Raw genomic sequence first — 24144 nt, 5'->3', positions numbered from 1 at the left:
TGTACAAGGTTGCTCCTTGTGTACAAGTCTATTCCAGCACAGCCACGCACTTATGCAAACAGTTTTTTCTGTACAGATTTACAGCCAGGTCTATTCCAGATGTTCGAGCAAGCGTCTTGCCGCTTCCTGGCCACTCAACCAAGCGCCTTCGACCCGGCCAGACAAGCACCAGTCGCCACAGGCGTACAAGCCAAGGTCAGCATCCGCGAGCGCCCCCCATTCATGGCCAGCGGCAGGGCGGGCATACAGCCAGCGGTGGGCCAGGGCAAAGGTTGGGGCCGGCACCGCGCAGCCAATCAGCTCGGCAAATTCACCGCTCAACTGCTCGATCACCAGTTCTTTGCTCAGGTCGATGTGCTGCTTGCTCCAGTCTGACGTGGCATGCAGCACCCAGGTGTCGAGCTGCTCGTCGCGCCCTGGTTTGCTGCGGTTGCGCGCCAGCCAGTCGAGTGGGTTGTCCTGCACGAAGCAACCTTGCATGGGTGTTTGCAGTGGCGTCTCGAAGGCTAGGGCGATGGCCCAGGTGGGTTCCATCTGCACGCCGGCGGCGACCGCTGCCAATTTTGGGGTTGCTGCCAGCAGTGGCGTGGCTTGCGGTGCGGGCACGGCAATCACGACCCGGCTGAAGGGGCCGTGGCTGCAGCCTTCGGTATCCTGCAGGTGCCAGTACTGCTTGCCGCGAAACACCTCGGCGATGCGGCAGCCGAAATTGACTGTGACGTCCTTGAGCAGGCCGCGAGTGATGGCGCTCATGCGCGGCACGCCGACCCAGCGCACTTGCTCATCTGGGGAAGGGCTGAGGACGCCATCGCGATAGTTGTACAGCTGCGGCTTCCATTGCGCGGCATGGCCAGCGGCTTCCCACTGTTGCACCTGCTCGACGAAGCGCCGGTCGCGGGCAGTGAAGTACTGCGCGCCCAGGTCGAGCGCACCGGCATCGCTGCGCTTGCTGGCCATCCGCCCACCACTGCCGTGGCCTTTGTCGAACAAGTGCACAGTCTGGCCGGCGGCCTGCAGGGCCTGGGCTGCGGAAAGGCCGGCAATGCCGGCACCAATGATGGCAATAGGTACTGTCATGATGGCCTCTTCTAACCTTGCTCGAAGCAGATTACGCGGTCTTGCAAACCTGTACAATGCGTAAAGTTTGTATAAGGTTATTCCGCTCTATAGGCTAGCTTGGCCTATGTTTATCCGAGAGCGTGCGGTCAAGAAAGTGCCTTGTTGTTAAAAATAGACCACCCCGACGATCTGCGAGGACACAGCCATGCATATATTGCTGACAGGCGGTACCGGTTTGCTCGGCAGGCATCTTTGCCGTCTGTGGACTGGCCAGGGCCATCGGTTGACGGTCTGGAGCCGGCGCCCGGAACAGGTGCCGATGCTTTGTGGCAGCGGCGTACGCGGTATCGCCCAGCTGGATGATCTGGATGGCGATGACCCAATCGACGCAGTGATCAATCTGGCCGGCGCACCGATTGCCGACCGGCACTGGACCGCAGCGCGGCGCAACCTGCTTTGGGCCAGCCGCATTACTTTGACCGAGCAGTTGCTGGCGTGGCTGCAAAAGCGCGAGCAGCGCCCTGAAGTGCTGGTGTCAGGCTCAGCAGTGGGCTGGTATGGCGATGGCGGTGAGCGCGAGCTGACCGAGGCTGCGCAACCGGTCAAGGAGGACTTCGCCAGCCAGCTGTGCATCGCCTGGGAAGAGACTGCGCAGCGTGCTCAAGCGCTTGGCATACGCGTGGTGCTGGTGCGGACCGGGTTGGTGCTGGCCAGCGATGGCGGCTTTTTGTCGCGCCTGCGCCTGCCGTTCAAACTCGGCCTGGGCGGGCCGCTGGGCAGTGGTCGGCAGTGGATGCCGTGGATCCATATAGATGATCAGATCGCTCTGATAGATTTTCTCATGCGCCACAACGACGCCAGCGGTCCTTATAATGCCTGCGCGCCAGAGCCTGTGCGCAACCGTACCTTTGCCAAATGCCTGGGCAAGGCGCTGCATCGACCGGCGTTGTTGCCCGTGCCGGCGTTGGTGTTGAAGGCCGGGCTGGGCGAGCTGTCGACTTTGCTTCTCGGTGGCCAGCGCGCGCGCCCGACGCGCTTGCTGGCGGCTGGCTTCACCTTCCGTTTCAACGATCTGCAATCGGCGCTGGACAACCTGTCCGGGCGCCTCTGACATAGGACGCTGCATGACCGATCATGCCCTGCTGCTGGTCAACCTGGGTTCGCCAGCCTCCACTTCGGTAGCCGACGTGCGCCGCTACCTCAACCAGTTTCTGATGGACCCGTACGTGATCGACCTGCCGTGGCCGGTGCGGCGCTTGCTGGTGTCGCTGATCCTGATCAAGCGCCCTGAGCAGTCGGCTCATGCCTACGCGTCGATCTGGTGGGATGAGGGCTCGCCACTGGTGGTGCTGACCCGTCGTCTGCAAGCCGCCATGCATGCGCATTGGCCGCATGGCCCGGTGGAAGTGGCCATGCGCTATGGCCAGCCGGCGCTACCGGAGGTGCTCAAGCGCCTGGCTGCGCAGGGCGTACGCAAGGTGACGCTGGCGCCGCTCTATCCGCAGTTCGCTGACAGCACGGTAACCACCGTGATCGAACTGGCGACGCAGACCATTGCGCAGCACCAGTTGCCGCTGGAGATGCGGGTGTTGCAGCCGTTCTATGATCAGCCGAGCTATATCGATGCGTTGGTGGCCAGTGCGCGGCCGTATCTGCAGGATGACTATGACCATCTGTTGTTGAGCTTCCATGGGCTGCCTGAGCGGCATCTGAAGAAGCTTGATCCGACCGGCAACCATTGCTTCCAGAGTGCCGATTGCTGCCAGCAGGCGTGTGCCAATGTGCGGGCCGTGTGCTATCGCTCGCAGTGCCTGGCCAGTGCGGCGGCGTTTGCCAAGGCGATGGGCATTGCGGATGGCAAGTGGTCGGCTTCGTTCCAGTCGCGGTTGGGGCGGGCCAAGTGGATCGAGCCTTATACCGAGACGCGGCTTGATGAGTTGGCCAAGGCTGGGGTGAAGCGGTTGCTGGTGATGTGCCCGGCGTTTGTTGCTGACTGTATCGAGACGCTCGAGGAGATCGGGGATCGGGGGCGGGAGCAGTTTATCGAGGCTGGGGGGGAGGAGTTGGTGCTTGTGCCTTGCTTGAATGATCATCCGCAGTGGGCTCGGACGTTGGCTCGGCTTTGTGAGGATGCCTGATGTAAGGGGCTGGTGATTGGGGGGATCCGTTTGATGTGTGGGTGTGCGGTTTTAGCACTATCCATTTGATTTAGCGGCTGCTCTGGCCCTTTTCGCCCTTACGGCGAGTCACTTTTTTGGCAAACGCCCCAAAAAAGTAACCAAAAAAGGGCTTGGCTCCACATCCGGCCCCTTCGCTGCGCTGCGGGGTTCCCTCGCTCCGGCCTTGCTCCCGGGAGGACCGCGCTGTACGGGCCTCCTGGCCCGCAGCGCTTGCCGGCCATCCATGGCCGTCACCTCCCTTCGCAATACCTGCGCTCGGCCTCCTGAGTCGCCGGTGGATCAAGATCAAGATCAAGATCAAGATCAAGGGCACGCCTCGCTGCGCTGGCGCAGATCAAGGGCCACAGTCAAAAGCTTGCGAAGTGCTGCGGTCCCGGCAACCTCAAGTCAGGTAAAAAAAATACCGGATAAGCCCCAACAAAGCTGGGTCACCCAATCACCTCTCAAGGCAACTGATCATCAAGCTTGTTGTTCTTCCACCCATCATTCCCAGGCAGCAACAGATTCAACACAATCGCCACAATGGCACACAGCGCAATCCCCTTCAGACCCCAGTCATCCGGCCCATCACCGCTGCCAATCAGTACCCCGCCAATCCCGAACACCAACGTCACCGAAACAATCACTAGGTTACGCGCCTCGCTCAGGTCGATCTTGTGGCGGATCATGGTATTCATCCCCACCGCCGCAATCGAGCCAAACAGCAGACACAGAATCCCACCCATGACCGGCACCGGAATGCTCTGCAGCAGCGCACCAAACTTGCCGACAAACGCCAGGGTGATGGCAAACACCGCCGCCCAGGTCATGATCTTCGGGTTGTAGTTCTTGGTCAGCATCACCGCACCGGTCACTTCCGCGTAGGTCGTGTTGGGCGGCCCGCCGAACAGGCCGGCAGCAGTAGTGGCCAGGCCATCGCCCAGCAACGTGCGGTGCAGGCCGGGCTTTTTCAGGTAGTCGCGACCAGTCACGCTACCGACAGCAATCACTCCACCGATATGCTCGATTGCCGGCGCCAGGGCCACCGGAACGATGAACAGAATCGCCTGCCAGTTGAACGCTGGCGCGGTGAAATGAGGGATCGCCAGCCAGGGCGCCGCAGCGATCCTGGCAGTGTCGACCACGCCAAAGGCAAAGGCCATGGCAAAACCGACCAGGACCCCGGCAATGATGGGCACCAGGCGGAAGATGCCTTTGCCGAACACGGCCACGATCAGGGTGGTAAGCAGGGCCGGCATGGAAATCAGCATCGCGGTCTGGTACGGAATCAGCACGGCGCCATCGCCGCCCTTGCCCATGGCCATGTTGGCGGCAATCGGCGCCATGGCCAGGCCGATTGAAATGATCACCGGGCCGATCACCACCGGCGGCAGCATGCGGTCGATGAAACCGGTGCCTTTGATCTTCACCATCATGCCCATGAAGGTGTAGACGAAGCCTGCCGCCATCACTCCGCCCATGGTCTCGGCCAGGCCGAACTGACCCTTGGCGAGGATGATCGGGGTGATGAAGGCAAAGCTCGAGGCGAGAAACACCGGTACCTGACGGCCCGTCACCAGCTGGAACAGCAAGGTGCCGATGCCGGCGGTGAACAGCGCCACGTTAGGGTCGAGGCCGGTGATCAGCGGCATCAGCACCAGCGCGCCAAATGCCACGAAGAGCATCTGCGCGCCCGAGACGACCTGGCGCCAGAGCGGGTCGTTGAAGCCGTCCTGCATGATCAGGCGTCCTTCTGCTTGGTGCCGAAGATCTTGTCACCGGCATCGCCCAGGCCTGGGATGATGTAGCCGTGCTGGTTGAGGCGCTCGTCGATCGAGGCGGTGTAGATGCTCACATCCGGGTGGGCCTTCTCGACTATGGCGATACCCTCGGGGGCCGCCACCAGCACCATCGCGCGGATCTCCTTGCAGCCGGCTTTTTTCAGCAGATCGATGGTGGCGACCATCGACGCACCGGTGGCCAGCATCGGGTCGATGATCAGTGCCAGGCGCTGGTTGATGTCCGGTGCCAGTTTCTCGAGGTAGGTGTGCGCTTCGAGGGTTTCTTCGTTGCGGGCGACGCCCACGGCGCTGACCTTGGCGCCCGGGATCAGGCTGAGCACGCCGTCGAGCATGCCGATGCCGGCACGCAGGATCGGTACTACAGTGATCTTCTTGCCGGCGATTTTCTCGACCTGGACTTTACCGCTCCAGCCGTCGATTTCGTAGGACTCCAGTGGCAGGTCTTGGGTGGCCTCATAAGTCAGCAGGGCGCCGACTTCCTGGGCGAGTTCGCGAAAGTTCTTGGTGCTGATATCGGCACGGCGCATAAGGCCGAGCTTGTGGCGGATCAGCGGATGGCGGATCTCACGAGTAGGCATGGGGGAGGGCTCCGGAAGGCGGGCAAAAAAACCGCGCTAGATTAATCTATTCAGCCTGAGCTGTCGCTTTGTCATTGTGCACGTTAGTCCATAAACGCTTGATCTGAGGCCAGCGGATGCGTACCTTTGCCCGCTTTTCCGATTCCGACCCCTGGGGAGCGCCATGTCCGCCGATCTCGAGCACATCCGCCAAGTCATGCGCGAAGCTGACTGCCTGTACAACGAAGCCGAGGTCGAAGCGGCCATCGCCAAGGTAGGCGAGCACATCAGCCGCGAGCTGCATGAGAAGAACCCGGTCGTGTTCTGCGTCATGAACGGTGGCCTGATTTTCGCCGGCAAGCTGCTTACCCATCTGCAGTTCCCGCTGGAAGCGTCCTACCTGCACGCCACCCGCTACCGCAACCAGACCAGCGGCGGTGAGCTGTTCTGGAAGGCCAAGCCGGAAGTATCGTTCATTGACCGCGATGTGCTGATCGTCGATGACATTCTCGACGAGGGCCACACCCTCAGCGCGATCATCGAGTTCTGCAAGCACGCCGGCGCCCGTGAGGTGTATACCGCCGTGCTGATCGACAAGGAGCATGACCGCAAGGCCAGCCCGGACCTGAAAGCCAACTTCGTCGGCTTGCCATGCATCGACCGCTACATCTTCGGCTACGGCATGGACTACAAAGGCTACTGGCGCAACGCCAACGGCATCTTCGCCGTCAAGGGCCTGTAAGCCATGCGCGCGCCGGCATTCATCGACCAGTCCTTGTTTGCCGGCCTGGCCGAGCAGGCTGCGGCCAACCCGCGCGGGCGTCAGCACCATAACTTTCATGCCATGGCCGAACCGTGCCACCGCATGGCGGTTGGCTTGCAGCCTGACACCTACATCCCGCCGCATCGCCACCTGAGCGAAGACAAGGCCGAGACCTTGCTGGTGCTCAAAGGGCGCCTTGGCCTGCTGCTGTTCGACGAGGAGGGCGGGGTTATCGAAAAACGCCTGCTCGAGGCCGGTGGCGAGTGCCTCGGTGTCGACCTGCCACCGGGCGTCTATCACGCGCTGGTGGTGCTCGCCGCCGACAGCATTCTGTTCGAGTGCAAGGCCGGCCCTTATCGCCCGGTGGGTGAGGGTGAGCTGGCGCCATGGGCCCCGCGTGAGGGTGAGCCAGGGGTTGCCGCATACCAGGTGTGGATGCGCGCGCAGTTCGCCTGAGCGGGCATGCTAGAGTGCGGCTTCATGCCAAGGAGCCTCACATGCGTGCGTTCATTCCCTTGCTGTTGGCGCTGAGCCTGCCGTTGTCTGCGGCGCCCCTGCACAGCCAGTTTCTGCCACCTGATGACCAGTCGCTGCGCCAAGAGGCGCCGACCAGTCAACAGTTGCTGCAAGTCACCGACTACTCGGTAGTGGTCGGCACCCAGCGTCAGTCTGACCAACAACCGATCCCGATCACCGCCTCGCTGCAGATGCGCCTGAAAGGCAAGCCGCTGAGCAAGGGCGCGACGATTACCCAAGTATTGCTCAGCTTCGATGGTGAAGGTGGCAAGAGCCTGAAGAAGCCAGTCTACGACGACAAGACCCGCACCCTGAGCCTGAACTACCCGATGGCCGACTACCGGGTGATCATCGACCTGCTGCGCAACGAGACCCTCTACGTGCAGTTTCTGACTTACGCCAACGGCCATGTCTGGGCGGATCTGCATACCGGCACCGTACGTACGCGTTGAGGCCTGCGCATTGGCGGGGGTACACTGCCGCCCTGCGAAATTTGGTGATGGCTTAGGTGGAGTCGGCAATGCGTAAAGACAAGAAGCAAGTGATTGGTGACGAGATCAGTGACGACTACATCAAGTCGTTTCTGCAGTACGACCCGGCCGACGGCGTGACATCGCCGTCCGCGCACAAGCTGGTCAAAGCCTATCGTGGCCTGCGCATCGATGACTTCGAGCGGTTTGTCGGGTTCTTCGTCGAGGCGGGTTATGAGCTGGACGGCAAGGACGAACACGGTCAGACCTTCGTCGAGCAGATCGCTGATCAGCGTAATGCGGCGGAGTACATCGAGATCATCAACAACGCCCGTGGTTGAGTGATCTGAGTCTGGAGTGATTTGGGGCCGCAGAGCGGCCCCTAGACCGGTCAGGCGTAATGCTGAGCCGGGCTGCTTTCAACCATCTGCAATACCTGGTCGTTATGCTCGCTGACCTTGCGGTACAGCGCTGCATCGCTGGCCAGGACACTTTCCCGAGCAGGGAAGATCTCGTGCAGCTTGCTCGCCCAGGCACCCTTGGCTTGCTCAGGGAAGCAGCGTTCGATCAGATCAAGCATGATCGACACCGTCACCGAAGCACCAGGCGATGCGCCCAGCAGGGCCGCCAGGCTGCCGTCGGCCGCCGCAACCAACTCGGTGCCAAATTGCAGCACGCCGCCTTTTTTCGGGTCTTTCTTGATGATCTGCACGCGCTGGCCGGCCACTTCCAGGCGCCAGTCTTCGGCTTTGGCTTCTGGGTAGAAGCGGCGCAGCGAGTCCAGGCGTTGCTCCATCGACTGCATCACTTCACTGACCAGGTACTTGGTCAGGTCCATGTTGTCGCGCGCTACTGCCAGCATCGGGCCGAGGTTGCCCAGGCGTACCGACAGTGGCAGGTCGAGCAGCGAACCGTGCTTGAGGAACTTGGTGGTGAAGCCGGCGTAGGGGCCGAACAGCAGCGAAGTCTTGCCGTCGACGACACGGGTATCCAGGTGCGGCACCGACATCGGCGGAGCGCCTACAGCAGCCTGGCTGTAGACCTTGGCCTGGTGCTGCTTGACGATTTCCGGGTTGTCGCAGCGTAGCCACTGGCCGCTCACCGGGAAGCCGCCAAAGCCTTTGCTCTCGGGGATGCCCGAAGCCTGCAGCAATGGCAATGCCGCGCCACCAGCGCCGAGGAAGACAAAGCGTGCATCGACTTCACGGCTACCGCCGCTATTGACGTCCTTGATGCTGACGGTCCAGCCGGCGCCGTTACGGCGCAGGCCGACGACCTTCTTGCTGTACTTGACCTGGCTGTCCGCGGTGTTGCCGAGCATTTTCAGCAGCTTGTTGGTCAAGGCGCCGAAGTTGACGTCGGTGCCTTTCATCACGCGGGTTGCGGCGATGTGCTGGTCGGCCGGGCGGCCGGGCATCATCAACGGCATCCAGTCGCGCATCACCGCCTTGTCTTCGGTGTACTCCATCTCGCTGAAGGCGTGGTGCTGCTTGAGCAGCTCGAAACGCTTCTTGAGGAAGGACACGCCCTTGTCACCTTCGACGTAGCTCAGGTGTGGCACGGGATTGATGAAGTCACGCGGCGCGCCCAGGCCGCCCTTGTTGATCAGGTACGCCCAGAACTGCCGTGACACCTCGAACTGGGTGTTGATGTGCACGGCCTTCTTGATGTCGATGCTGCCATCGGCGGCCTGCGGCGTGTAGTTCAGCTCGCACAGGCCGGCATGGCCGGTCCCAGCGTTGTTCCAGGGGTTCGAGCTTTCTGCAGCCCCGGAGTCCATCGCCTCGACGACCTCCAGTTTAAGGGCCGGGTCGAGCTCCTTGAGCAGTACGGCCAGGGTGGCACTCATGATGCCCGCGCCTACCAGTACTACATCAACCGATTCGTTCTGCGCCATTAACGCGTCTCCACAATCTACAGCACCTAATTGACAGCATAGGATCCCTGGGGTTGCCAGGCTCGCCATGTCCGACTCTTCGCAGTTCTTGCAACTTCGCGAACACCGCCAATCAGTCTCAGGGTTCAGCTATTGAACGCTGATTGCCACGGCTGCGGCAATTCGACTTATGGTCAAGGTGTCCGACGTGCGTTATGGACCGGCCTCAGTGACTCATCATGGATGAGCGCCAATACCGGCCATCAGGGGCTGTTGGGGACACATCTGCTGCTGTTGCACATGCCAGACTGTTCATTTGCTCGCCACACTCTTGTGAAGTTGTGAAAACCTGGTTTTTTCCACGCTCTTTTGGAGACGTGAACCTCAAAAAGGGACTGCGCGATGGCAACCCACAGGTTCATGCAGTGCAGAAGGCCAGAAAAAGCAGGCGCAACAGCCGGATGCAAGACCTGAAGTGGAAGGCTCTCTGTGGGCGAGGCGGTGAAGGTGCCGGGGTCAATCGGCAGGTGCGGGGCCCGATCAGGAGACGTCCTTATAATCGGGGGGAGATTATAGCGATGTCGCGGGCAGAAAGGTCGTTAATCGCGGTTTTTATTGCAGCATTTGTCAGGCGGGCAGGCTGCGTTGCTGCCAACGACGGCTTGCACGGGCGCAAACCCGGGCGCTGGCAGGCAAGGTCCGGCCCAGCCAGGCAAGCTGCATGTCACTGACCTGAACCCAGCCGCTACCGCTGGGCGGCAGGCTGCACTGCTTGAAACCCAAGCAGCAACCGGTGCTGTCGAGGCGAGCATAGATAAGCTGGGGCGAGCGCTTGAACAGCAGGTTCCAGAGCGAGGCCATGGCGGCGAATCCTGTATGGAGTGGGTTGGGCCAAGGATAACGGCGCGGCCATGAAAGCATTATGACAAGCGGATATAGCCGATAGCTGGCGTTCAAGCGGCTGGGTATACTGTGGGCCTTTGCCGCATTTTCTGGAGAAACGCGCATGTTGCAACGTCTGCTGTTCGGTTTGCTCGCGGTGGCCAGCCTGAGCCTGGTCGGCTGTGCCCACAGCCCGCAACAACTCAGCCCGCAACCCAAGCTGACCACTCAGCTCAATCCGGTCGGTCGCGGCCAGCCAGTCGTGGTACGGGTGGTCGATGGTCGTCCTTCGCAGTCGCTCGGCACCCGTGGCGGCATGTACCCGGAAACCAGCACCATCAGCGTCAACGGCAACGATGTCGTGCCCAAGCTGCAGGCTCAGGCCGAAGCTGCGGTGCGTCTGCTCGGTTTCACCCCGACCCAGGGCGGCTCCAATGCGCCGCAGTTGACCGTGACCCTGGCCGAACTGAAGTACCAGTCGCCCAAGGACAAGATGTATGTGACCGAGGCGACCATCGGCGCGACCTTCCGTGCTGACGTAGCCAATGCCAACCGCCGTTACAGCGGCCGTTACGGCGCTTCGCTGGATCAGCGCTTCGGCATGGCGCCGAACCAGGAAACCAACACCAAGCTGGTCAGTGATGTGCTCAGCGATGCCTTGACCCGTCTGTTCAAGGACCCGACCATCGGTCAGGTGCTCGGCGAATAAGCGTTCGTCACAGCCAGGTCATAAAAAAACCGCTGCCTGAATCTCAGGCGGCGGTTTTTTTTGCTTCAGGACCAGGCGATAGCGCAGCGCAGAGAACAAAGGGTATGGCAGATGAAATCCGTCGGCAGTTGGTCGTAAAGCCGCAGCCAACGCGACCGGCTTGGGTAGAATGCTCGGCTTTGCTGTCGCGACTGCGAGGTCTGTAATGTCTGTGCAAGTGCTCTGGGGGCTGCTGGCGGCCCATCCGGCCAAGCTGATCAACCTGCTGGCCCTGCTGATTACCTGCCCTGGCGGCCTGCTGCTGCAAAGCGCCCGGCGCCGGGCGGCGCTGACGCGGCGCAGCCTGGCGGTCGACGAAGGCCTGGTCGACGCCTTTGATCGGCGCGTGCCGCGTTACTACTACACCCTCGGCTCGGCGTGCCTGGCGCTGGCGCTGCTGTTGTCCTGGTTGAGTACCTGGGTCTGACGGCGGGGCTGCTGCCAGCCCCACCGCGGTTCAGGCAACCTGGCTCTGGACCTTGACCTGATACTGATTGCGTACCGGCGTTGCGTACTGCAGCACCAGGTACGGCTGCTGTTCGACCGGGCAGGCGTCGAGGCGGCGTTGCCATTCCTGCTTGGCTTTGGCCAGCTCTTCAGCCTGGAACAGCTTCTCGGCAGGCGGCACGGCCAGTGCCGGGTCGGCATCCTGCCACATTGCGTAGGCCAGGTAGTGCACCGGGAACAAGCGGTAACCACCCAGGATCTGCCGGTCAACTTCCTGCGCCAACAGCTTGGTATCGGCAAAGAACTCCCTGACCGGTGCAGCGAAGTGGATATGCACGCGGCCTTTATAGCCGGTGATGCCCGTAGCGATGCTCTTGTCGTCTTCACCGGGCGCCTTGGTATAGCTGCCGGTGGTGGCGCGGATGTACAGCTCGCGCGCCTTGGCCTGATCGCAAGGGTCATACTCGTAGCTGATCGATACCGGCGTCAGGTTCAGGCCCTGGATCACCGCGCCGAATGGCTCGTCCTTGCGGCTCATGTGGAACATCTTGAGGATCGCCGAATCGGTACGGTCATCGCCGTCCTTGGCCCGGCCTTCAGCCTGGGCGATCCAGATCGACGCGCCATCGGTGCGGATCGAATGATTGATGTAGGCCGAGAGCAACTGATAAGCCGCCAGCTTCTCGCGCCGCCCGGTCAATGAGCGGTGCACGATGAAGCTCTTGTTCAGGCGCATCATGTCGCTGACAAAAGGCTTTTGCAGGAGGTTGTCGCCAATGGCGATGCGCGGCGTTGGCAGGCCGGCGTGGTACACCGCGTAGTTGACGAAGGCCGGATCCATGACGATGTCGCGGTGGTTGGCCAAAAACAGGTAAGCCGTACCTGCCTTGAGCTGCTCGACACCTGAATAGGTGACGCCGTCGGTGGCGCGATCGATGGTCTGGTCGACGTAATACTCGACTTTGTCCTGCAGGGTCGCGACGCAACTGACGCCGGCGAACTCTTTGCGCAGGCGGCGCGCGATCAACGGCTTGAGCAGCCAGCCGAAGGCACCGGCCGCCCGCGGGAAGCGGAAGTGGGTGAGGATATCGAGGAATGCCGGGTCGCTGAACAGGCGCGCCAGCACCGCCTGCACCTCAGCATCGTCATACGGTCGGATGGCATCGAATTCGCCCATCATGCTCTCTTGTTGGAAACGACTAGGGTAATAGATAGGGGGCGGCTCCGAAAAACGGCTCGGACGCGCGCAGGTCCCGTAAACAGACCGACAATTATACGCATAAGTCACCCTGGAGGCCGCGATGCTGGAAACTGCATTCTACGATTGCCCTTACTGTGGAGAGGGGGTGGAGACCACGGTTGATCTGTCCGGCGGTGATCAGCGCTACATCGAAGACTGTCAGGTCTGCTGCCGGCCGATCGTGTTCGACCTGCAGGTGCATGGCGACGAGTGGATGCTCGATGTGAAAAGCGAGGATGACGCCTGATGCGACGAATCTACGAGCCAGAGAACTTGCTGGAGGCCGAGCTGCTGGTGGCGGTGCTGGCCAGCGAGGGCATCGAGGTGCACCTCGTCGGCCGCGACCTGGTCGGCGCCGCCGGTGAGCTGCCATTGCACGGTTTGCTCGGCCTGGCGGTGGCCGATGAGCAGGCCGGCTACGCACGCGAGCTGATCGATGCGTACAATGTTGCCCAGCCAGTTGCTGGCGACGAACCGGAGAGTTACCCCGGGACACTGATTTGCTAGGTTGTATATCGCATGTGTGGACGCTACGCCCTGTTTCGCTGGACCCCGGCCTTTGCCGCACTGCCGGGCTACCCCGCCGACCAACAGGCGCAATGGAACATCGCGCCCGGCGCCTCGGTGCTGATCCAGCGCCAGCTTGACGGCCAGGTACAGGTGGCCAGAGCGCGCTGGGGGCTGACCCCGCCGTGGCTAACCGACTTGTCCAAGACGCCGGCGCAAGCGCGGGCCGAGACCCTGGCCGAACAGCCGATGTTTCGCCAGGCGTTTACCCAGCGCCGTTGCCTGATGCCGGCCAACGGTTTTTACGAATGGCGTGGCAGTGTGCGCAAGCGGCCTTACTGGCTGACGCCGGGCGAGGGCGCGGCGCTGTTCTTTGCAGCGATATGGGAGGCATACCCGGTGCAGGAGCAAGTCTGGCTAAGCTGCGCAGTGGTCACCCAGGCGGTGGTCAATCAGCGCCGGCCACTGATCCTCGACGAAGCCGGGCAGGCTGCCTGGCTTGATCCAGAGACGCCTCTGGCGCGTTTGCATGAGTTGCTTGCTGGCCCACCGGCTGCGCTACGCGAGCGGGCGCTGGCCAATTTCGTCAATGATCCCAAGCTGGATGCACCGGAGTGTCTGACGCCGGCTTGACGTGGTACAGATAAGCCTCGGGTTAAATCTTCCCTATGGCTCTGGCGGCGCCGGGCGTCTGCGCCTAGGATACGCGGCACGTACCCAGGGAGTGTTTTATGCGTAAGTCATTTGTTCTCAGCCTGCTCGCTGCCGGCGTCCTGCTGAGCGGCTGTCAGGCGGTGAATACCACCAGTGGCGGCGCCGTCGGCGTTGAGCGCAAGCAGTACATGTTCAGCATGCTGTCGACCGACGAGGTCAACAACATGTATGCCCAGTCCTATCAGCAGACCTTGAGCGAAGCCTCGAGCAAGGGCGTGCTGGATAAAAGCAGCGCCGAAGCCAAGCGCGTGCAGGCCATCGCCGATCGCCTGATCGCCCAAGCGCCGCAGTTTCGCCCGGATTCTGCGCAGTGGAAGTGGGAAGTCAACGTCATCAAGAGTGACGAACTCAACGCGAACTGCGGCCCTGGCGGCAAGATCATCGTCTACACCGGCCTGATCGATCAGCTCAAGCTGACCGACGCTGAAATCGCCGCCGTGATGGGCCATGAGATCGCTCACGCCCTGCGTGAGCATGGTCGTGAAGCGATGTCCAAGGCCTATGGGATCGAGATGGCCCGCTCCGGGGCTGGCGCCCTGCTGGGCCTGGGCCAGGACAGCATGGCCCTCGCCGACACCGTAGTGAACTACTCCATGACCTTGCCCAACAGCCGTGCCAACGAGAACGAGGCGGATCTGATCGGTCTTGAGCTGTCGGCCCGTGCCGGCTACGACCCGAACGCCGCGATCACCTTGTGGAACAAGATGAGCAAGGCGTCCGAGGGCGCCCCGCCTGAGTTCATGAGCACTCACCCGGCTTCGTCCAGCCGGATCGCCTCGTTGCAGGCTGCCATTCCCAAGGTGATGCCGTTGTATCAGGCTGCCAAGAAGTAAGCGGTATTGGGGCTGCGAAGCAGCCCCAAAATCCCTGCTGAATCAGCCAATCCAGCCACTGCTCTTCATCGCCGAATACACCGCGACGATCGCCAGCACCACAAACGCCGTGGCAGCCAGGCGCCGAATCAGTGTCAGCGGCAACTTCTCCGCCGCAAAGTTACCCGCCAATACCACCGGTACGTTGGCAATCAACATGCCCAGGGTGGTACCGATAATCACCATGATCAGGTGCGGATACTGCGCCGCCAGCATCACGGTGGCGACCTGAGTCTTGTCGCCGATCTCGGCCAGGAAGAACGCAATCAAGGTCGTCACGAACGGCCCGAAGCGGCGTGCTGCGCTGCTTTCGTCGTCGTCCATCTTGTCCGGCACCAGGGTCCACAACGCGGTTGCGACAAAGCTTGCGGCGAGCACCCAGTGCAACACCGACTCGGTGAAGAAACCACTTACCCACGCCCCAACTGCACCTGCCGCAGCGTGGTTTGCCAGGGTGGCGACAACGATACCGGCGATGATCGGCCAGGGTTTGCGAAAGCGGGCAGCAAGAATGAGCGCGAGCAGTTGCGTCTTGTCGCCGATTTCGGCGAGCGCAACGATGGCGGTTGGTACGAGAAGGGATTCCAGCATCAGGGTTCCTACGGGGGCGGGTCGACACGGCTATGACACGTACAGCCTTCCCGCCCCGGGTAAGGTGTGCGTGTCATAGGTCTTGTCAAACCCTGGGTCCGTCTGTGCGGACCGTGGGTCGTACGCGCCATGGTCTGAGGACCAAGTATGTTGACGCGTACCGGGCAAGCTTGAGTGCTTGCGGGAGACTACTCCCCTAGGACGGAGCGGATTCTGCCTAGGCAAATCCGTTTGAGCAAGCGCTATTTTCTATCCGCGTTTTGCCTGGTAAATCCTGAAACCCTGTTCTTCGATCAGCGTCTTGCAGTTGCCCAGGGCCTGCTGGATGTACGGTTGATAGCGCAGAAAGGTGTTCGCAACAAGGCGAAGTTCGCCACCTGATCGCAGATGTTCAGCCGATTTTTTCAGCAGTGTTTCCGAGGCATTGTAGTCAGTGTGGACGCCGGTATGGAACGGCGGATTGCTCAGGATTACCTGCAGATCACGCGGTGCAGCATCGATCCCATCGCCACTGATGACTTCAGCTTGCAAGCCGTTGGCGGCAAGGGTGAGGCAGCTGCTGGCCACCGCGAAGGCATCGACGTCGAGCATGGTTACCTGGCTGTCCGGGTAACGGCGCTTGACGATCGAGCCGATTACGCCCGCGCCGCAGCCGAAGTCGAGTACCGGGCCAACCGCCAGGCCGTCCAGATGCTCAAGCAACAGGGCGGTGCCGCGGTCCAGCCGGCCATGGCTGAACACCCCGGGCAGGCTGACGATCTGCAGCGGACCATCGGCCAGCGGCAGTTCGAAGCGTTCAGCCAGGCTTTCCAGTGGGGTGGCGGCCGGGGCGTTGTCGACGGTTACCTGCCACAGCTGGCAGTGGCGTGCACTGTCGAGCTTGCGCGGCTTGCCGAAGGCTTGCAGCAGCTTGGCGCCGCCTTCGATCCCGCCGCGCTTTTCACCGACCAGATACAGCTCACGGCCAGCCAGGCGCGAAGCCAGGGCGTTGAGCAGGTAGGCGGCCAGTTCGCGCGACTTGGGCATGAACACTACCGCGGCATCGAACGGCACCTGCGGCGGCTCGACGCCATGCTGGTTGCGCCCGGCAAAGCGCGCTTCGAGCAGGGCCTGGTCGCCGGCGTGCCAGGTCCAGCCGTGGGCCTGCGGCAGTTGGCCGAGCAGATCGTCGGCGGGCAGGCCGGCAAGCAGCACCGAGCCCTGGAACAACTCCGCCTGACGGAGCAACACTTCACTGCGCGGGTCCATGGACGACGCCTCCTGAAAAAAGTCGCGCAGTGTAGCAGAGGCTGGCTTGGCTCAGCTGACCACGCGGCGCGGCGCGCCGGCAAAGAACGCCTGGGCGTTTTCGCTGAGCTGCGCAACGATGCGCTGCCGTGCCTCGACCGCGCCCCAGGCACTGTGTGGAGTCACGATCAGGCGTGGCACGTCCGCCTCCAGCAGTGGGTTGCCGTTGACCGGTGGCTCGACGCTGAGCACGTCGGTCGCCGCGCCGCCCAGATGACCGCTGCGCAGGGCGTCGGCCAAGGCCTGTTCATCGATCAGGCCGCCGCGGGCGGTGTTGACCACCAACGCGCCGGGCTTGAGCAGGGCCAGTTCACGGTGGCTGATCATATGCCGGGTGTGTTCATTGAGCGGGCAATGCAGGGTCAACGCATCGACCTGCGGCAGCAGTTCGTCCAGCGGCAGGCGCTCGGCACGTGCAGGGCGACCGGGGATCTGCCCGCTCAGAACGCGCATACCAAAGGCCTCGGCCAGGCGTGCCACGGCGCCGCCCAGCTCGCCGTGGCCGAGCAGGCCGAGGGTCTTGCCTTCAAGTTCGACGATAGGGAAGTCGAGCAGGCAGAACTGGCTGGCCTTGGCCCATTGACCGTCGGCGACCGCGCGCTGGTAGTCGCACAGGCGGGTCGCCAGCGCCAGCAGCAAGGCCAGGGTGTGCTGCGCCACCGAGGGAGTGCCGTAGCCCTGGCAGTTGCACACGGTAATGCCCTGGGCACGCGCGGCGTTCAGGTCGACGTTGTTGGTGCCGGTTGCAGCCACCAGGATCAGTTGCAACTGCGGGTTGGCCGCCAGTACGTCCGCACCCAGCAGCACCTTGTTGCTGATTGCCACAGTAGCGCCCTGCAGGCGTTCGGCAACCTGCTCCGGCGCGGTCGCGCCGTGTAGCGTAAGAGCGCCGAAGCAGGCCCTGAGCGCGCTTAGGTCGAGGTCGCCGAGGTCCAGTGAGTCATGGTCAAGAAATACAGCAGTGTGGCTGGAGGTCATGGTCTGTCCTGTGCTCTGGCAGCGTGCGCGAAGGGGAGGGTAATAGACCCTACAGAATCAGGTGAAAAAACGCATGTCGACTAGTTGAAATCTGTCATGCGACCTTGGCCGCTGCCCCGATCTCTGGCTGCAGCGTGCAGAGGGCGTCAGCAGTTTCGTGCTCGAATGCTTCCAGCGCCGCGTGCAGCCCTTGCAAGGAGGTGATCTGTGCGCGAACTGCAGCTTTCTTGTCGGCGAGCGCCTGTTGCACCTGCAGCCAGGGAATCTGACCGTCTGGGTAAGGCTGCAGGATGGCCTGCATCTCTTTCAGCTTGAATCCAAGTTGCTGCGCGCATTTGATCAGGCGCAGGCGATCTACGCTCTGTTCGCTGTAGATCCGGTAGTTGCCTGCGCGTTGCGGCTCGGGCAGCAGGCCGAGCTTCTCGTAGTGACGGATCGATTTGACGCTGGTGCCCGCAAGTTGGGCTGCTTTTCCGATGTACATGGGGGCTTCCTTGCGTGATCGATGCGCCAGCCTGGGCTGGCGATTCATCTTACACAAGCAGCTGAACGCGTCTACGTGGCTAGCTGGCGGCCAGCTTGCGGGCCTGCAGCACCCAACGCTCGCGCTGGCTGGTACTGGAGCCGAGTACCGGCCCGAACGTCAGGGTGCGGGTCGGCTTGACGCCGCAGAAGGCCAGGGTGGTCTTACGCATCTGATGCAGGCCAGGCATGCGATAGACCCAACGGTAGTACCAGGGCGGCGTGTCCATGGTCACCAGCAAATGGGCGGTGCGGCCCTTGAGCAGTTGCTCAGGGAATGGCGAGTCTTCGCGGTACTTGAAGGCAAAGCCAGGCAGGAAAGTACGGTCGAAAAAGCCCTTGAGCAACGCCGGGGTAGCGCCCCACCAGATTGGAAAGACAAACACCAGTTGTTCGGCCCAGAGGATGTCCTCCTGGGCCTGGCGCAAGTCCGGTTCCAGCGGCTGGATCTGCCGATAGCCGTGGTGCAGTACCGGGTCGAAGGTCGCTTTCGGCAGGTCAAGAATACGCACGGCATGCCCGGCCTCGCCGGCGGCGAGGATGTAGGCCTGGCCCAATGCGGCGCAAAAGCTGTCCGCGGCGGGGTGGCCGAGGATCACCAGAATACGTTTGCTCATGTCAGCTCCACTCAATCAAGCCAACGAGGCTAAGGCCTGCCCCTAGCGGTAGAGTCAACAGCGGCACTCATACCCGCGCCGCGCAAATCATTCCTTCGGCTGATTTGGCTGTCACATCTGCGCTCTAGAGTAAGCGCCTGACCTCGCCCGACTCGAAAAAGGGATAACCATGCTGCAGACGCGCATCATCCAACCCGCTGAAGGTGCTTACCAATTCCCGCTGCTGATCAAGCGGCTTCTGTTGTCTGGCAGCCGCTACGAGCGCACCCGCGAGATCGTCTACCGTGACCAGTTGCGCCTGACCTATCCACAACTGGTCGAGCGCATCGCGCGCCTGGCCAATGTGCTTAGCGAGGCCGGGGTCAAGCCGGGCGACACCGTCGCCGTGATGGACTGGGATAGCCATCGTTACCTGGAATGCATGTTTGCCATCCCGATGATCGGCGCGGTGGTGCACACCATCAATGTGCGCCTGTCGCCCGAGCAGATCCTCTACACCATGAACCACGCCGAGGACCGGCTGGTGTTGGTCAACAGCGATTTCATCGGCCTGTATCAAGGCATCGCCGGGCAGCTGACCACGGTTGAAAAGACCCTGCTGCTGACCGACGGCCCGGACAAGCGCGCCGAACTGCCGAACCTGGTCGGCGAGTACGAACAACTGCTGGCCGCCGCCAGCCCGCAGTACGCCTTCCCTGATTTCGACGAGAACTCGGTGGCGACCATGTTTTACACCACCGGCACCACCGGCAACCCTAAGGGCGTGTACTTCACCCATCGGCAACTGGTGTTGCATACCCTGGCGGAAACTTCGGTACTGGGCAGCATCGACAGCGTGCGTCTGCTCGGCAGCGATGACGTGTACATGCCGATCACGCCGATGTTCCACGTTCACGCTTGGGGTATCCCGTACGCAGCCACGCTGATGGGCATGAAGCAGGTCTACCCTGGCCGATACGAGCCGGACATGCTGGTCAAGCTCTGGCGTGAAGAGAAGGTCACTTTCTCCCACTGCGTACCGACCATCCTGCAGATGCTGCTCAATTGCCCGGCGTCCCAGGGCCAGGACTTCGGCGGCTGGAAGATCATCATTGGCGGCAGTGCGCTCAACCGTGCGCTGTATCAGGCCGCGCTGGCCCGGGGCATTCAGCTCACTGCAGCCTATGGTATGTCCGAAACCTGCCCGCTGATCTCCGCGGCGCACATCAACGAAGAGCTGCAGGCCGGCGGCGATGACGAGCGGGTCAGCTATCGGATCAAGGCCGGCGTGCCGGTGCCGCTGGTGGAAGCCGCGATTGTCGACGGCGATGGCAATTTCCTCCCGGCCGATGGTGAGACCCAGGGCGAACTGGTGCTGCGGGCGCCGTGGCTGTCGATGGGGTATTTCAAGGAGCCGGAAAAAAGCACCGAGCTGTGGGCTGGCGGCTGGCTGCATACCGGAGACGTCGCCACCCTCGACGGCATGGGCTATATCGACATCCGCGACCGCATCAAGGATGTGATCAAGACCGGCGGCGAGTGGATTTCCTCGCTCGACCTTGAAGACTTGATCAGCCGCCATCCGGCGGTGCGTGAAGTGGCAGTGGTCGGTGTCGCCGATCCACAGTGGGGCGAGCGTCCGTTTGCCCTGCTGGTTGTTCGCGACGGGCAGAGCCTTGACGCCCGCGCGCTCAAAGAACATCTCAAACCCTTCGTCGAGCAAGGTCATATCAACAAGTGGGCGATTCCCAGCCAGATTGCCGTTGTTACGGAAATTCCCAAGACCAGCGTCGGCAAGCTGGACAAGAAGCGCATCCGCCTCGACATCGTCGAATGGCAGGCCAGCAACAGCGCGTTCCTGTCGACCCTGTGAAGCGCAGCGGGTCATCGGCGAATTAGGCGCGACCCGCATTGCAGAGAGGATGGCGCCTTGTCAAATGGGAAAATTGGGCCATGCTAGAGCACTGTCAGCTCGCACACCGGACCAGATCGGGGCGAGCGACGGGCACGGAACGCAAATCACACTTTAGAGGGATCTAGCGTCCGAGCCTGCTGGCTATAGTCGGGGCCAGGGGTTTTCAGAAACGGAGGGGGAGCGCTGCGTGCAACTCGCAGCGTCGCAGGTGCAAGCCTGCCTACCGGTCAGCCGGACCGTTTCTGCAAGGACTCACTGCCATAACAAAAAAGAACATGGAGTAGCGTCGATGAAATCTGCACACCCGTTCTGGCGTCGGGCAAGACTGCCCTTTGCCGTCAGCCTCGCTTCTACGCTCGCAAGCCCTGCATTCGCGGTCAGTTTCAACATCGGCGAAATCGAAGGCCAGTTCGATTCGTCGCTGTCGGTCGGTGCCAGTTGGTCGACAGCCAGCCCGAACAAGAACCTGATCGGCGTCAACAATGGTGGCAAAGGGCTTTCGCAGACCTCCGACGATGGCCACCTGAACTTCAAGCGCGGTGAGACCTTCTCGAAAATCTTCAAGGGCATCCATGACCTCGAACTGAAGTACGGCGACACCGGCATCTTCGTCCGGGGCAAGTACTGGTATGACTTCGAGCTCAAGGATGAACACCGCGAGTTCAAGGACATCAGCGACTCCAATCGCAAGGAAGGCGCCAAGTCTTCCGGGGCCGAGCTGCTCGATGCGTTCGTCTATCACAACTACTCGATTGCCGACCAACCCGGTTCGGTGCGTTTCGGCAAGCAGGTAGTCAGTTGGGGTGAAAGCACCTTCATTGGCGGTGGCATCAACTCGATCAACCCGATTGACGTGGCTGCCTTCCGCCGTCCAGGCGCCGAGATCAAAGAAGGCCTGATCCCGGTCAACATGTTCTATATCTCGCAGAGCCTGACCGACAACCTCTCGGCCGAAGCCTTCTACCAGCTGGAATGGGACCAGACGGTTGTCGATAACTGCGGCACCTTCTTCTCTCAGCCGGACATCATTGCCGACGGCTGTACCGACAATCTGCGGGTGCTCAGCAGTGGGCGAACTTTGAGCGGGCTGCCACCTATAGCGCAGGGCATCCTGGCCGGGAGCGGGGTGGACTACAACAACGAAGGCGTGCTTGTGCGGCGCAGTGCTGACCGCGATGCCCGTGACAGTGGCCAGTTCGGGGTCGCGCTGCGCTACATGTTCGAGCCATTGGACACCGAGTTCGGCGCCTACTTCATGAATTATCACAGCCGTGCGCCGATCTTCAGTGCCACCGGTGCCGATCCATCGGTGTTCGCTGGCCTCGCCGGTTTGCCGCCACCGCTGCAGGGTCTGGCGCCGCTGATCGTTGCGGGCAACTCGAAGTACTTCGTCGAGTACCCGGAAGACATCCGCCTGTACGGTTTGAGCTTCTCCACCACGCTGCCAACCGGTACCGCCTGGAGCGGTGAAGTCAGCTACCGGCCAAACGCGCCGGTGCAGCTCAACACCACCGACATCCTGTTCTCCGGCGTACGTCCGATCGGCGGCGGGTTGACCAACGCATCGTTGCTCACTGGCACACCTGGGCAGGACCTGCACGGCTACCGTCGCAAGGAAATCACTCAGTTCCAGACCACCCTGACGCACTTCTTCGATCAAGTGATGGGCGCCAGCCGCATGACTGTGGTCGGCGAAGTCGGCGTGACTCACGTTGGCGGCCTGGAGAACGCCCGCGAAATCCGCTATGGCCGTGACCCGGTCTATGGCCCGGGGCCGCTGCCAGCGACCGGTGGCGCGGATACCTGTGTGGCGCTCAATAACAGCACAATCGGTGGCGCCGGCGCGGGCGCATCCACCGCCAACCTCAGCCGCAAGTGCGAAAACGATGGCTATACCACCAGTACTTCGTGGGGCTACCGAGGCCGCGTGATCTGGGACTACAACGACGTCTTCGCTGGGGTCAACCTCAAGCCAAGCGTGGCCTGGTCGCACGACGTGTCCGGCTACTCACCTGGCCCCGGCGCCAACTTCGAAGAAGGGCGCAAGGCCGTCAGCCTGGGTCTTGACGCCGAATACCAGAACACCTACACAGCGAGCCTGTCGTACACCAACTTCTTTGACGGCAAGTACACCACCGTGGATGACCGCGACTTCGTTGCGCTCAGCTTCGGCGTGAACTTCTAAGCCCATTGATCCAGGACGACCAATAATGAACAAGACCAGAAGTCTGCTGAAGGCCGGTGTACTGGGCATGTCCCTGCTGGCAACCAGCGTCATGGCTGCGGTTTCCGCTGACGAGGCGGCCAAGCTCGGCAGCACCCTGACGCCGATGGGGGCGGAAAAAGCCGGTAACGCCGACGGCTCCATCACGGCCTGGCAACCGCTGTCGAAAACCGCTGGCAGCGTCGATGCCAAGGGGTTCCTGTCTGACCCGTATGGCAGCGAGAAGCCCAAATTCACCATCACCGCGCAGAACGTCGAGCAGTACAAGGACAAGCTTTCGCCTGGCCAGTACGCGATGTTCAAGCGCTACCCGGAGACCTACAAGATTCCGGTCTACCCGACCCATCGCGGCTCGACCGTGCCGGATGAAGTGTTTGCCGCGATCAAGCGCAACGCTACCAAGACCAATCTGGTTGCGGGCGGCAACGGCCTGGAGAACTTCGAGACGGCTATTCCGTTCCCGATTCCCAAGAGCGGCGTCGAAGTGATCTGGAACCATATCACCCGCTATCGCGGTGGCAGCGTGACGCGCCTGGTTACCCAGGTCACGCCGCAACCCAACGGCTCCTACAGCCCGGTATCGTTCTCGGACCAGTTTGTGTTCCGCGACAAGCTGAAAGATTACGATCCAGCCAACCCGGGCAACGTGCTGTTCTACTTCAAGCAGAAGGTCACCGCGCCTTCGCGCCTGGCGGGCACCGTGCTGCTGGTCCACGAAACCCTTGACCAGGTCAAGGAGCCGCGCAAGGCCTGGGTCTACAACGCCGGCCAACGCCGCGTGCGCCAGGCACCGCAGGTGTCCTACGATGGTCCGGGTACTGCGGCGGACGGGCTGCGTACATCCGATAACCTCGACATGTTCAACGGCGCGCCAGATCGCTACGACTGGAAGCTTGAAGGCAAGAAGGAGATGTACATCGCCTCCAACACCTACAGGCTCGATTCGCCAAGCCTGAAATACGCCGACATCGTCAAGCCCGGCCACATCAACCAGGACCTTAGCCGCTATGAGCTGCGCCGAGTCTGGCATGTGGTCGCGACCTTGAAGCCGGGCCAGCGGCATATCTATGCCAAGCGCGACTTCTATATCGATGAGGATACCTGGCAAGCCTCGGTGATCGACCAGTACGACGGTCGCAACCAGTTGTGGCGCGTGTCCGAAGCGCATGCTCAGGACTATTACAACAACCAGGTACCGTGGTACACCCTCGAGGCGATCTATGACCTGCAGTCGGGTCGCTACCTGGCCCTGGGCCTGAAAAACGAAGAAAAACGTGCCTATGACTTTGGCTTCACCGCCAGCAAGGCCGACTTCCAGCCAGCAGCGTTGCGCCAGGACGGTATTCGTTAATCAACGCAGTTAAAACTCCGCGTGACTCCCAGAACGCCCCGGCCCGCCGGGGCGTTTTGATTTCCGGT

26 protein-coding genes and 1 riboswitch are annotated in these 24144 nt (G+C 61.9%); of the genes, 15 read left to right on the top strand and 11 right to left on the bottom strand.

Annotated elements, in window-relative coordinates; all coding sequences use genetic code 11:
* Window positions 1-90 precede the first annotated feature (90 nt).
* On the bottom strand, window positions 91-1077 hold the full coding sequence (locus tag ACIOAU_RS21950) for an NAD(P)/FAD-dependent oxidoreductase (protein ID WP_101316511.1): 987 nt from the start codon (window positions 1075-1077) through the stop codon (window positions 91-93).
* A 187-nt stretch (window positions 1078-1264) separates the two neighbouring features.
* Here ACIOAU_RS21950 and ACIOAU_RS21945 point away from each other — a divergent pair, with 187 nt between their 5' ends.
* Both ACIOAU_RS21945 and hemH read left to right on the top strand, forming a co-directional pair.
* Entirely contained in the window at window positions 1265-2170 is a 906-nt protein-coding gene (locus tag ACIOAU_RS21945; RefSeq protein ID WP_150570055.1) for a TIGR01777 family oxidoreductase, read from the top strand.
* A 13-nt stretch (window positions 2171-2183) separates the two neighbouring features.
* Window positions 2184-3197 carry a ferrochelatase gene (gene hemH, locus ACIOAU_RS21940; RefSeq protein ID WP_259077810.1) on the top strand — a complete coding sequence of 338 codons (1014 nt, stop codon included), beginning with the start codon at window positions 2184-2186 and terminating at the stop codon, window positions 3195-3197.
* Window positions 3198-3682: 485 nt separating this feature from the next.
* Here hemH and ACIOAU_RS21935 read toward each other — a convergent pair whose 3' ends face one another.
* Both ACIOAU_RS21935 and upp read right to left on the bottom strand, forming a co-directional pair.
* Window positions 3683-4957, bottom strand: a complete 1275-nt coding sequence (locus ACIOAU_RS21935) for a uracil-xanthine permease family protein (RefSeq protein WP_101316517.1) — start codon at window positions 4955-4957, stop codon at window positions 3683-3685.
* Between the two features lie 2 nt (window positions 4958-4959).
* A complete protein-coding gene (upp, locus tag ACIOAU_RS21930) occupies window positions 4960-5598 on the bottom strand; it encodes a uracil phosphoribosyltransferase (protein WP_401184593.1) in 639 nt (212 codons plus the stop codon).
* Window positions 5599-5761: 163 nt separating this feature from the next.
* Here upp and ACIOAU_RS21925 point away from each other — a divergent pair, with 163 nt between their 5' ends.
* From ACIOAU_RS21925 to ACIOAU_RS21910, 4 genes are all read left to right on the top strand, one after another.
* Entirely contained in the window at window positions 5762-6319 is a 558-nt protein-coding gene (locus ACIOAU_RS21925) for a hypoxanthine-guanine phosphoribosyltransferase (protein WP_103436045.1), read from the top strand.
* A gap of 3 nt (window positions 6320-6322) precedes the next feature.
* Window positions 6323-6796 carry a WbuC family cupin fold metalloprotein gene (locus ACIOAU_RS21920; protein WP_101316523.1) on the top strand — a complete coding sequence of 158 codons (474 nt, stop codon included), beginning with the start codon at window positions 6323-6325 and terminating at the stop codon, window positions 6794-6796.
* 41 nt (window positions 6797-6837) lie between these two features.
* The gene (locus ACIOAU_RS21915) at window positions 6838-7308 is read left to right on the top strand and encodes a hypothetical protein (RefSeq protein ID WP_103436047.1); all 471 of its coding nucleotides are present in this window, start codon (window positions 6838-6840) and stop codon (window positions 7306-7308) included.
* Window positions 7309-7376: 68 nt separating this feature from the next.
* A complete protein-coding gene (locus ACIOAU_RS21910; protein ID WP_101316527.1) occupies window positions 7377-7667 on the top strand; it encodes a PA4642 family protein in 291 nt (96 codons plus the stop codon).
* 50 nt (window positions 7668-7717) lie between these two features.
* Here the strand turns inward: ACIOAU_RS21910 and mqo are convergent, their stop codons facing one another.
* Window positions 7718-9223: a malate dehydrogenase (quinone) gene (gene mqo, locus ACIOAU_RS21905; protein ID WP_101316529.1), complete on the bottom strand. Its 1506-nt coding sequence runs from the start codon at window positions 9221-9223 to the stop codon at window positions 7718-7720.
* Window positions 9224-9829: 606 nt separating this feature from the next.
* A complete protein-coding gene (locus ACIOAU_RS21900) occupies window positions 9830-10063 on the bottom strand; it encodes a hypothetical protein (protein WP_150570058.1) in 234 nt (77 codons plus the stop codon).
* A 145-nt stretch (window positions 10064-10208) separates the two neighbouring features.
* On the opposite strand from ACIOAU_RS21900, the gene ACIOAU_RS21895 reads away from it, so the two are divergent.
* Window positions 10209-10793 (top strand): YajG family lipoprotein, encoded by a 585-nt coding sequence (locus ACIOAU_RS21895; protein WP_101316532.1) that lies wholly within the window; start codon window positions 10209-10211, stop codon window positions 10791-10793.
* 205 nt (window positions 10794-10998) lie between these two features.
* Window positions 10999-11259, top strand: coding sequence for a hypothetical protein (locus ACIOAU_RS21890; protein WP_101316534.1), 261 nt, complete (start codon window positions 10999-11001; stop codon window positions 11257-11259).
* Window positions 11260-11289: 30 nt separating this feature from the next.
* Here ACIOAU_RS21890 and ACIOAU_RS21885 read toward each other — a convergent pair whose 3' ends face one another.
* Window positions 11290-12459 carry a 1-acyl-sn-glycerol-3-phosphate acyltransferase gene (locus ACIOAU_RS21885; RefSeq protein ID WP_188035358.1) on the bottom strand — a complete coding sequence of 390 codons (1170 nt, stop codon included), beginning with the start codon at window positions 12457-12459 and terminating at the stop codon, window positions 11290-11292.
* Between the two features lie 121 nt (window positions 12460-12580).
* Here ACIOAU_RS21885 and ACIOAU_RS21880 point away from each other — a divergent pair, with 121 nt between their 5' ends.
* From ACIOAU_RS21880 to ACIOAU_RS21865, 4 genes are all read left to right on the top strand, one after another.
* Window positions 12581-12766: a CPXCG motif-containing cysteine-rich protein gene (locus ACIOAU_RS21880; RefSeq protein ID WP_101316538.1), complete on the top strand. Its 186-nt coding sequence runs from the start codon at window positions 12581-12583 to the stop codon at window positions 12764-12766.
* Complete coding sequence (locus ACIOAU_RS21875; protein WP_101316540.1) at window positions 12766-13026, top strand: putative signal transducing protein; 261 nt, start codon at window positions 12766-12768, stop codon at window positions 13024-13026. The genes ACIOAU_RS21880 and ACIOAU_RS21875 overlap by 1 nt, the downstream gene beginning before the upstream one ends.
* A 12-nt stretch (window positions 13027-13038) precedes the next feature.
* Window positions 13039-13659: an SOS response-associated peptidase gene (locus ACIOAU_RS21870; protein WP_101316541.1), complete on the top strand. Its 621-nt coding sequence runs from the start codon at window positions 13039-13041 to the stop codon at window positions 13657-13659.
* 98 nt (window positions 13660-13757) lie between these two features.
* A complete protein-coding gene (locus ACIOAU_RS21865) occupies window positions 13758-14573 on the top strand; it encodes a M48 family metallopeptidase (protein ID WP_101316543.1) in 816 nt (271 codons plus the stop codon).
* 42 nt (window positions 14574-14615) lie between these two features.
* Here ACIOAU_RS21865 and ACIOAU_RS21860 read toward each other — a convergent pair whose 3' ends face one another.
* The 5 genes from ACIOAU_RS21860 to ACIOAU_RS21840 all read right to left on the bottom strand — a co-directional run bounded on the left by ACIOAU_RS21860 (window position 14616) and on the right by ACIOAU_RS21840 (window position 18607).
* Window positions 14616-15200, bottom strand: coding sequence for a TMEM165/GDT1 family protein (locus ACIOAU_RS21860; RefSeq protein WP_178080814.1), 585 nt, complete (start codon window positions 15198-15200; stop codon window positions 14616-14618).
* Window positions 15201-15291: 91 nt separating this feature from the next.
* Window positions 15292-15412, bottom strand: a riboswitch (yybP-ykoY riboswitch).
* Window positions 15413-15452: 40 nt separating this feature from the next.
* Complete coding sequence (locus ACIOAU_RS21855) at window positions 15453-16451, bottom strand: methyltransferase (RefSeq protein ID WP_401184584.1); 999 nt, start codon at window positions 16449-16451, stop codon at window positions 15453-15455.
* A gap of 51 nt (window positions 16452-16502) precedes the next feature.
* Window positions 16503-17468 carry a 2-hydroxyacid dehydrogenase gene (locus ACIOAU_RS21850; protein WP_401184582.1) on the bottom strand — a complete coding sequence of 322 codons (966 nt, stop codon included), beginning with the start codon at window positions 17466-17468 and terminating at the stop codon, window positions 16503-16505.
* Between the two features lie 94 nt (window positions 17469-17562).
* Window positions 17563-17952 (bottom strand): MerR family transcriptional regulator, encoded by a 390-nt coding sequence (locus ACIOAU_RS21845; protein ID WP_150573439.1) that lies wholly within the window; start codon window positions 17950-17952, stop codon window positions 17563-17565.
* Between the two features lie 79 nt (window positions 17953-18031).
* Window positions 18032-18607 carry an NAD(P)H-dependent oxidoreductase gene (locus ACIOAU_RS21840; protein ID WP_401184579.1) on the bottom strand — a complete coding sequence of 192 codons (576 nt, stop codon included), beginning with the start codon at window positions 18605-18607 and terminating at the stop codon, window positions 18032-18034.
* Between the two features lie 169 nt (window positions 18608-18776).
* Between ACIOAU_RS21840 and ACIOAU_RS21835 the strand changes: the two genes are divergently transcribed.
* From ACIOAU_RS21835 to ACIOAU_RS21825, 3 genes are all read left to right on the top strand, one after another.
* Complete coding sequence (locus ACIOAU_RS21835; RefSeq protein ID WP_220633096.1) at window positions 18777-20459, top strand: fatty acid--CoA ligase; 1683 nt, start codon at window positions 18777-18779, stop codon at window positions 20457-20459.
* Window positions 20460-20790: 331 nt separating this feature from the next.
* Window positions 20791-22686 (top strand): DUF1302 domain-containing protein, encoded by a 1896-nt coding sequence (locus tag ACIOAU_RS21830; RefSeq protein ID WP_150570065.1) that lies wholly within the window; start codon window positions 20791-20793, stop codon window positions 22684-22686.
* Between the two features lie 25 nt (window positions 22687-22711).
* Complete coding sequence (locus tag ACIOAU_RS21825; protein WP_101316558.1) at window positions 22712-24076, top strand: DUF1329 domain-containing protein; 1365 nt, start codon at window positions 22712-22714, stop codon at window positions 24074-24076.
* Window positions 24077-24144: the final 68 nt, after the last annotated feature.

The sequence above is a fragment of the Pseudomonas sp. NPDC088322 genome, from assembly GCF_044740745.1.
GTDB classification, from domain to species: Bacteria; Pseudomonadota; Gammaproteobacteria; order Pseudomonadales; family Pseudomonadaceae; genus Aquipseudomonas; species Aquipseudomonas shirazensis.
The sequence above is the reverse complement of the archived record's forward strand: the minus strand, read 5'-3'. Positions and strand labels throughout refer to the sequence as shown.

Coding starts and splice junctions, on each gene's coding strand:
- ACIOAU_RS21950 (WP_101316511.1), bottom strand. CDS start 1,077: ATGACAGTACCTATTGCCATCATTGGTGCCGGCATTGCCGGCCTTTCC.
- ACIOAU_RS21945 (WP_150570055.1), top strand. CDS start 1,265: ATGCATATATTGCTGACAGGCGGTACCGGTTTGCTCGGCAGGCATCTT.
- hemH (WP_259077810.1), top strand. CDS start 2,184: ATGACCGATCATGCCCTGCTGCTGGTCAACCTGGGTTCGCCAGCCTCC.
- ACIOAU_RS21935 (WP_101316517.1), bottom strand. CDS start 4,957: ATGCAGGACGGCTTCAACGACCCGCTCTGGCGCCAGGTCGTCTCGGGC.
- upp (WP_401184593.1), bottom strand. CDS start 5,598: ATGCCTACTCGTGAGATCCGCCATCCGCTGATCCGCCACAAGCTCGGC.
- ACIOAU_RS21925 (WP_103436045.1), top strand. CDS start 5,762: ATGTCCGCCGATCTCGAGCACATCCGCCAAGTCATGCGCGAAGCTGAC.
- ACIOAU_RS21920 (WP_101316523.1), top strand. CDS start 6,323: ATGCGCGCGCCGGCATTCATCGACCAGTCCTTGTTTGCCGGCCTGGCC.
- ACIOAU_RS21915 (WP_103436047.1), top strand. CDS start 6,838: ATGCGTGCGTTCATTCCCTTGCTGTTGGCGCTGAGCCTGCCGTTGTCT.
- ACIOAU_RS21910 (WP_101316527.1), top strand. CDS start 7,377: ATGCGTAAAGACAAGAAGCAAGTGATTGGTGACGAGATCAGTGACGAC.
- mqo (WP_101316529.1), bottom strand. CDS start 9,223: ATGGCGCAGAACGAATCGGTTGATGTAGTACTGGTAGGCGCGGGCATC.
- ACIOAU_RS21900 (WP_150570058.1), bottom strand. CDS start 10,063: ATGGCCTCGCTCTGGAACCTGCTGTTCAAGCGCTCGCCCCAGCTTATC.
- ACIOAU_RS21895 (WP_101316532.1), top strand. CDS start 10,209: ATGTTGCAACGTCTGCTGTTCGGTTTGCTCGCGGTGGCCAGCCTGAGC.
- ACIOAU_RS21890 (WP_101316534.1), top strand. CDS start 10,999: ATGTCTGTGCAAGTGCTCTGGGGGCTGCTGGCGGCCCATCCGGCCAAG.
- ACIOAU_RS21885 (WP_188035358.1), bottom strand. CDS start 12,459: ATGATGGGCGAATTCGATGCCATCCGACCGTATGACGATGCTGAGGTG.
- ACIOAU_RS21880 (WP_101316538.1), top strand. CDS start 12,581: ATGCTGGAAACTGCATTCTACGATTGCCCTTACTGTGGAGAGGGGGTG.
- ACIOAU_RS21875 (WP_101316540.1), top strand. CDS start 12,766: ATGCGACGAATCTACGAGCCAGAGAACTTGCTGGAGGCCGAGCTGCTG.
- ACIOAU_RS21870 (WP_101316541.1), top strand. CDS start 13,039: ATGTGTGGACGCTACGCCCTGTTTCGCTGGACCCCGGCCTTTGCCGCA.
- ACIOAU_RS21865 (WP_101316543.1), top strand. CDS start 13,758: ATGCGTAAGTCATTTGTTCTCAGCCTGCTCGCTGCCGGCGTCCTGCTG.
- ACIOAU_RS21855 (WP_401184584.1), bottom strand. CDS start 16,451: ATGGACCCGCGCAGTGAAGTGTTGCTCCGTCAGGCGGAGTTGTTCCAG.
- ACIOAU_RS21850 (WP_401184582.1), bottom strand. CDS start 17,468: ATGACCTCCAGCCACACTGCTGTATTTCTTGACCATGACTCACTGGAC.
- ACIOAU_RS21845 (WP_150573439.1), bottom strand. CDS start 17,952: ATGTACATCGGAAAAGCAGCCCAACTTGCGGGCACCAGCGTCAAATCG.
- ACIOAU_RS21840 (WP_401184579.1), bottom strand. CDS start 18,607: ATGAGCAAACGTATTCTGGTGATCCTCGGCCACCCCGCCGCGGACAGC.
- ACIOAU_RS21835 (WP_220633096.1), top strand. CDS start 18,777: ATGCTGCAGACGCGCATCATCCAACCCGCTGAAGGTGCTTACCAATTC.
- ACIOAU_RS21830 (WP_150570065.1), top strand. CDS start 20,791: ATGAAATCTGCACACCCGTTCTGGCGTCGGGCAAGACTGCCCTTTGCC.
- ACIOAU_RS21825 (WP_101316558.1), top strand. CDS start 22,712: ATGAACAAGACCAGAAGTCTGCTGAAGGCCGGTGTACTGGGCATGTCC.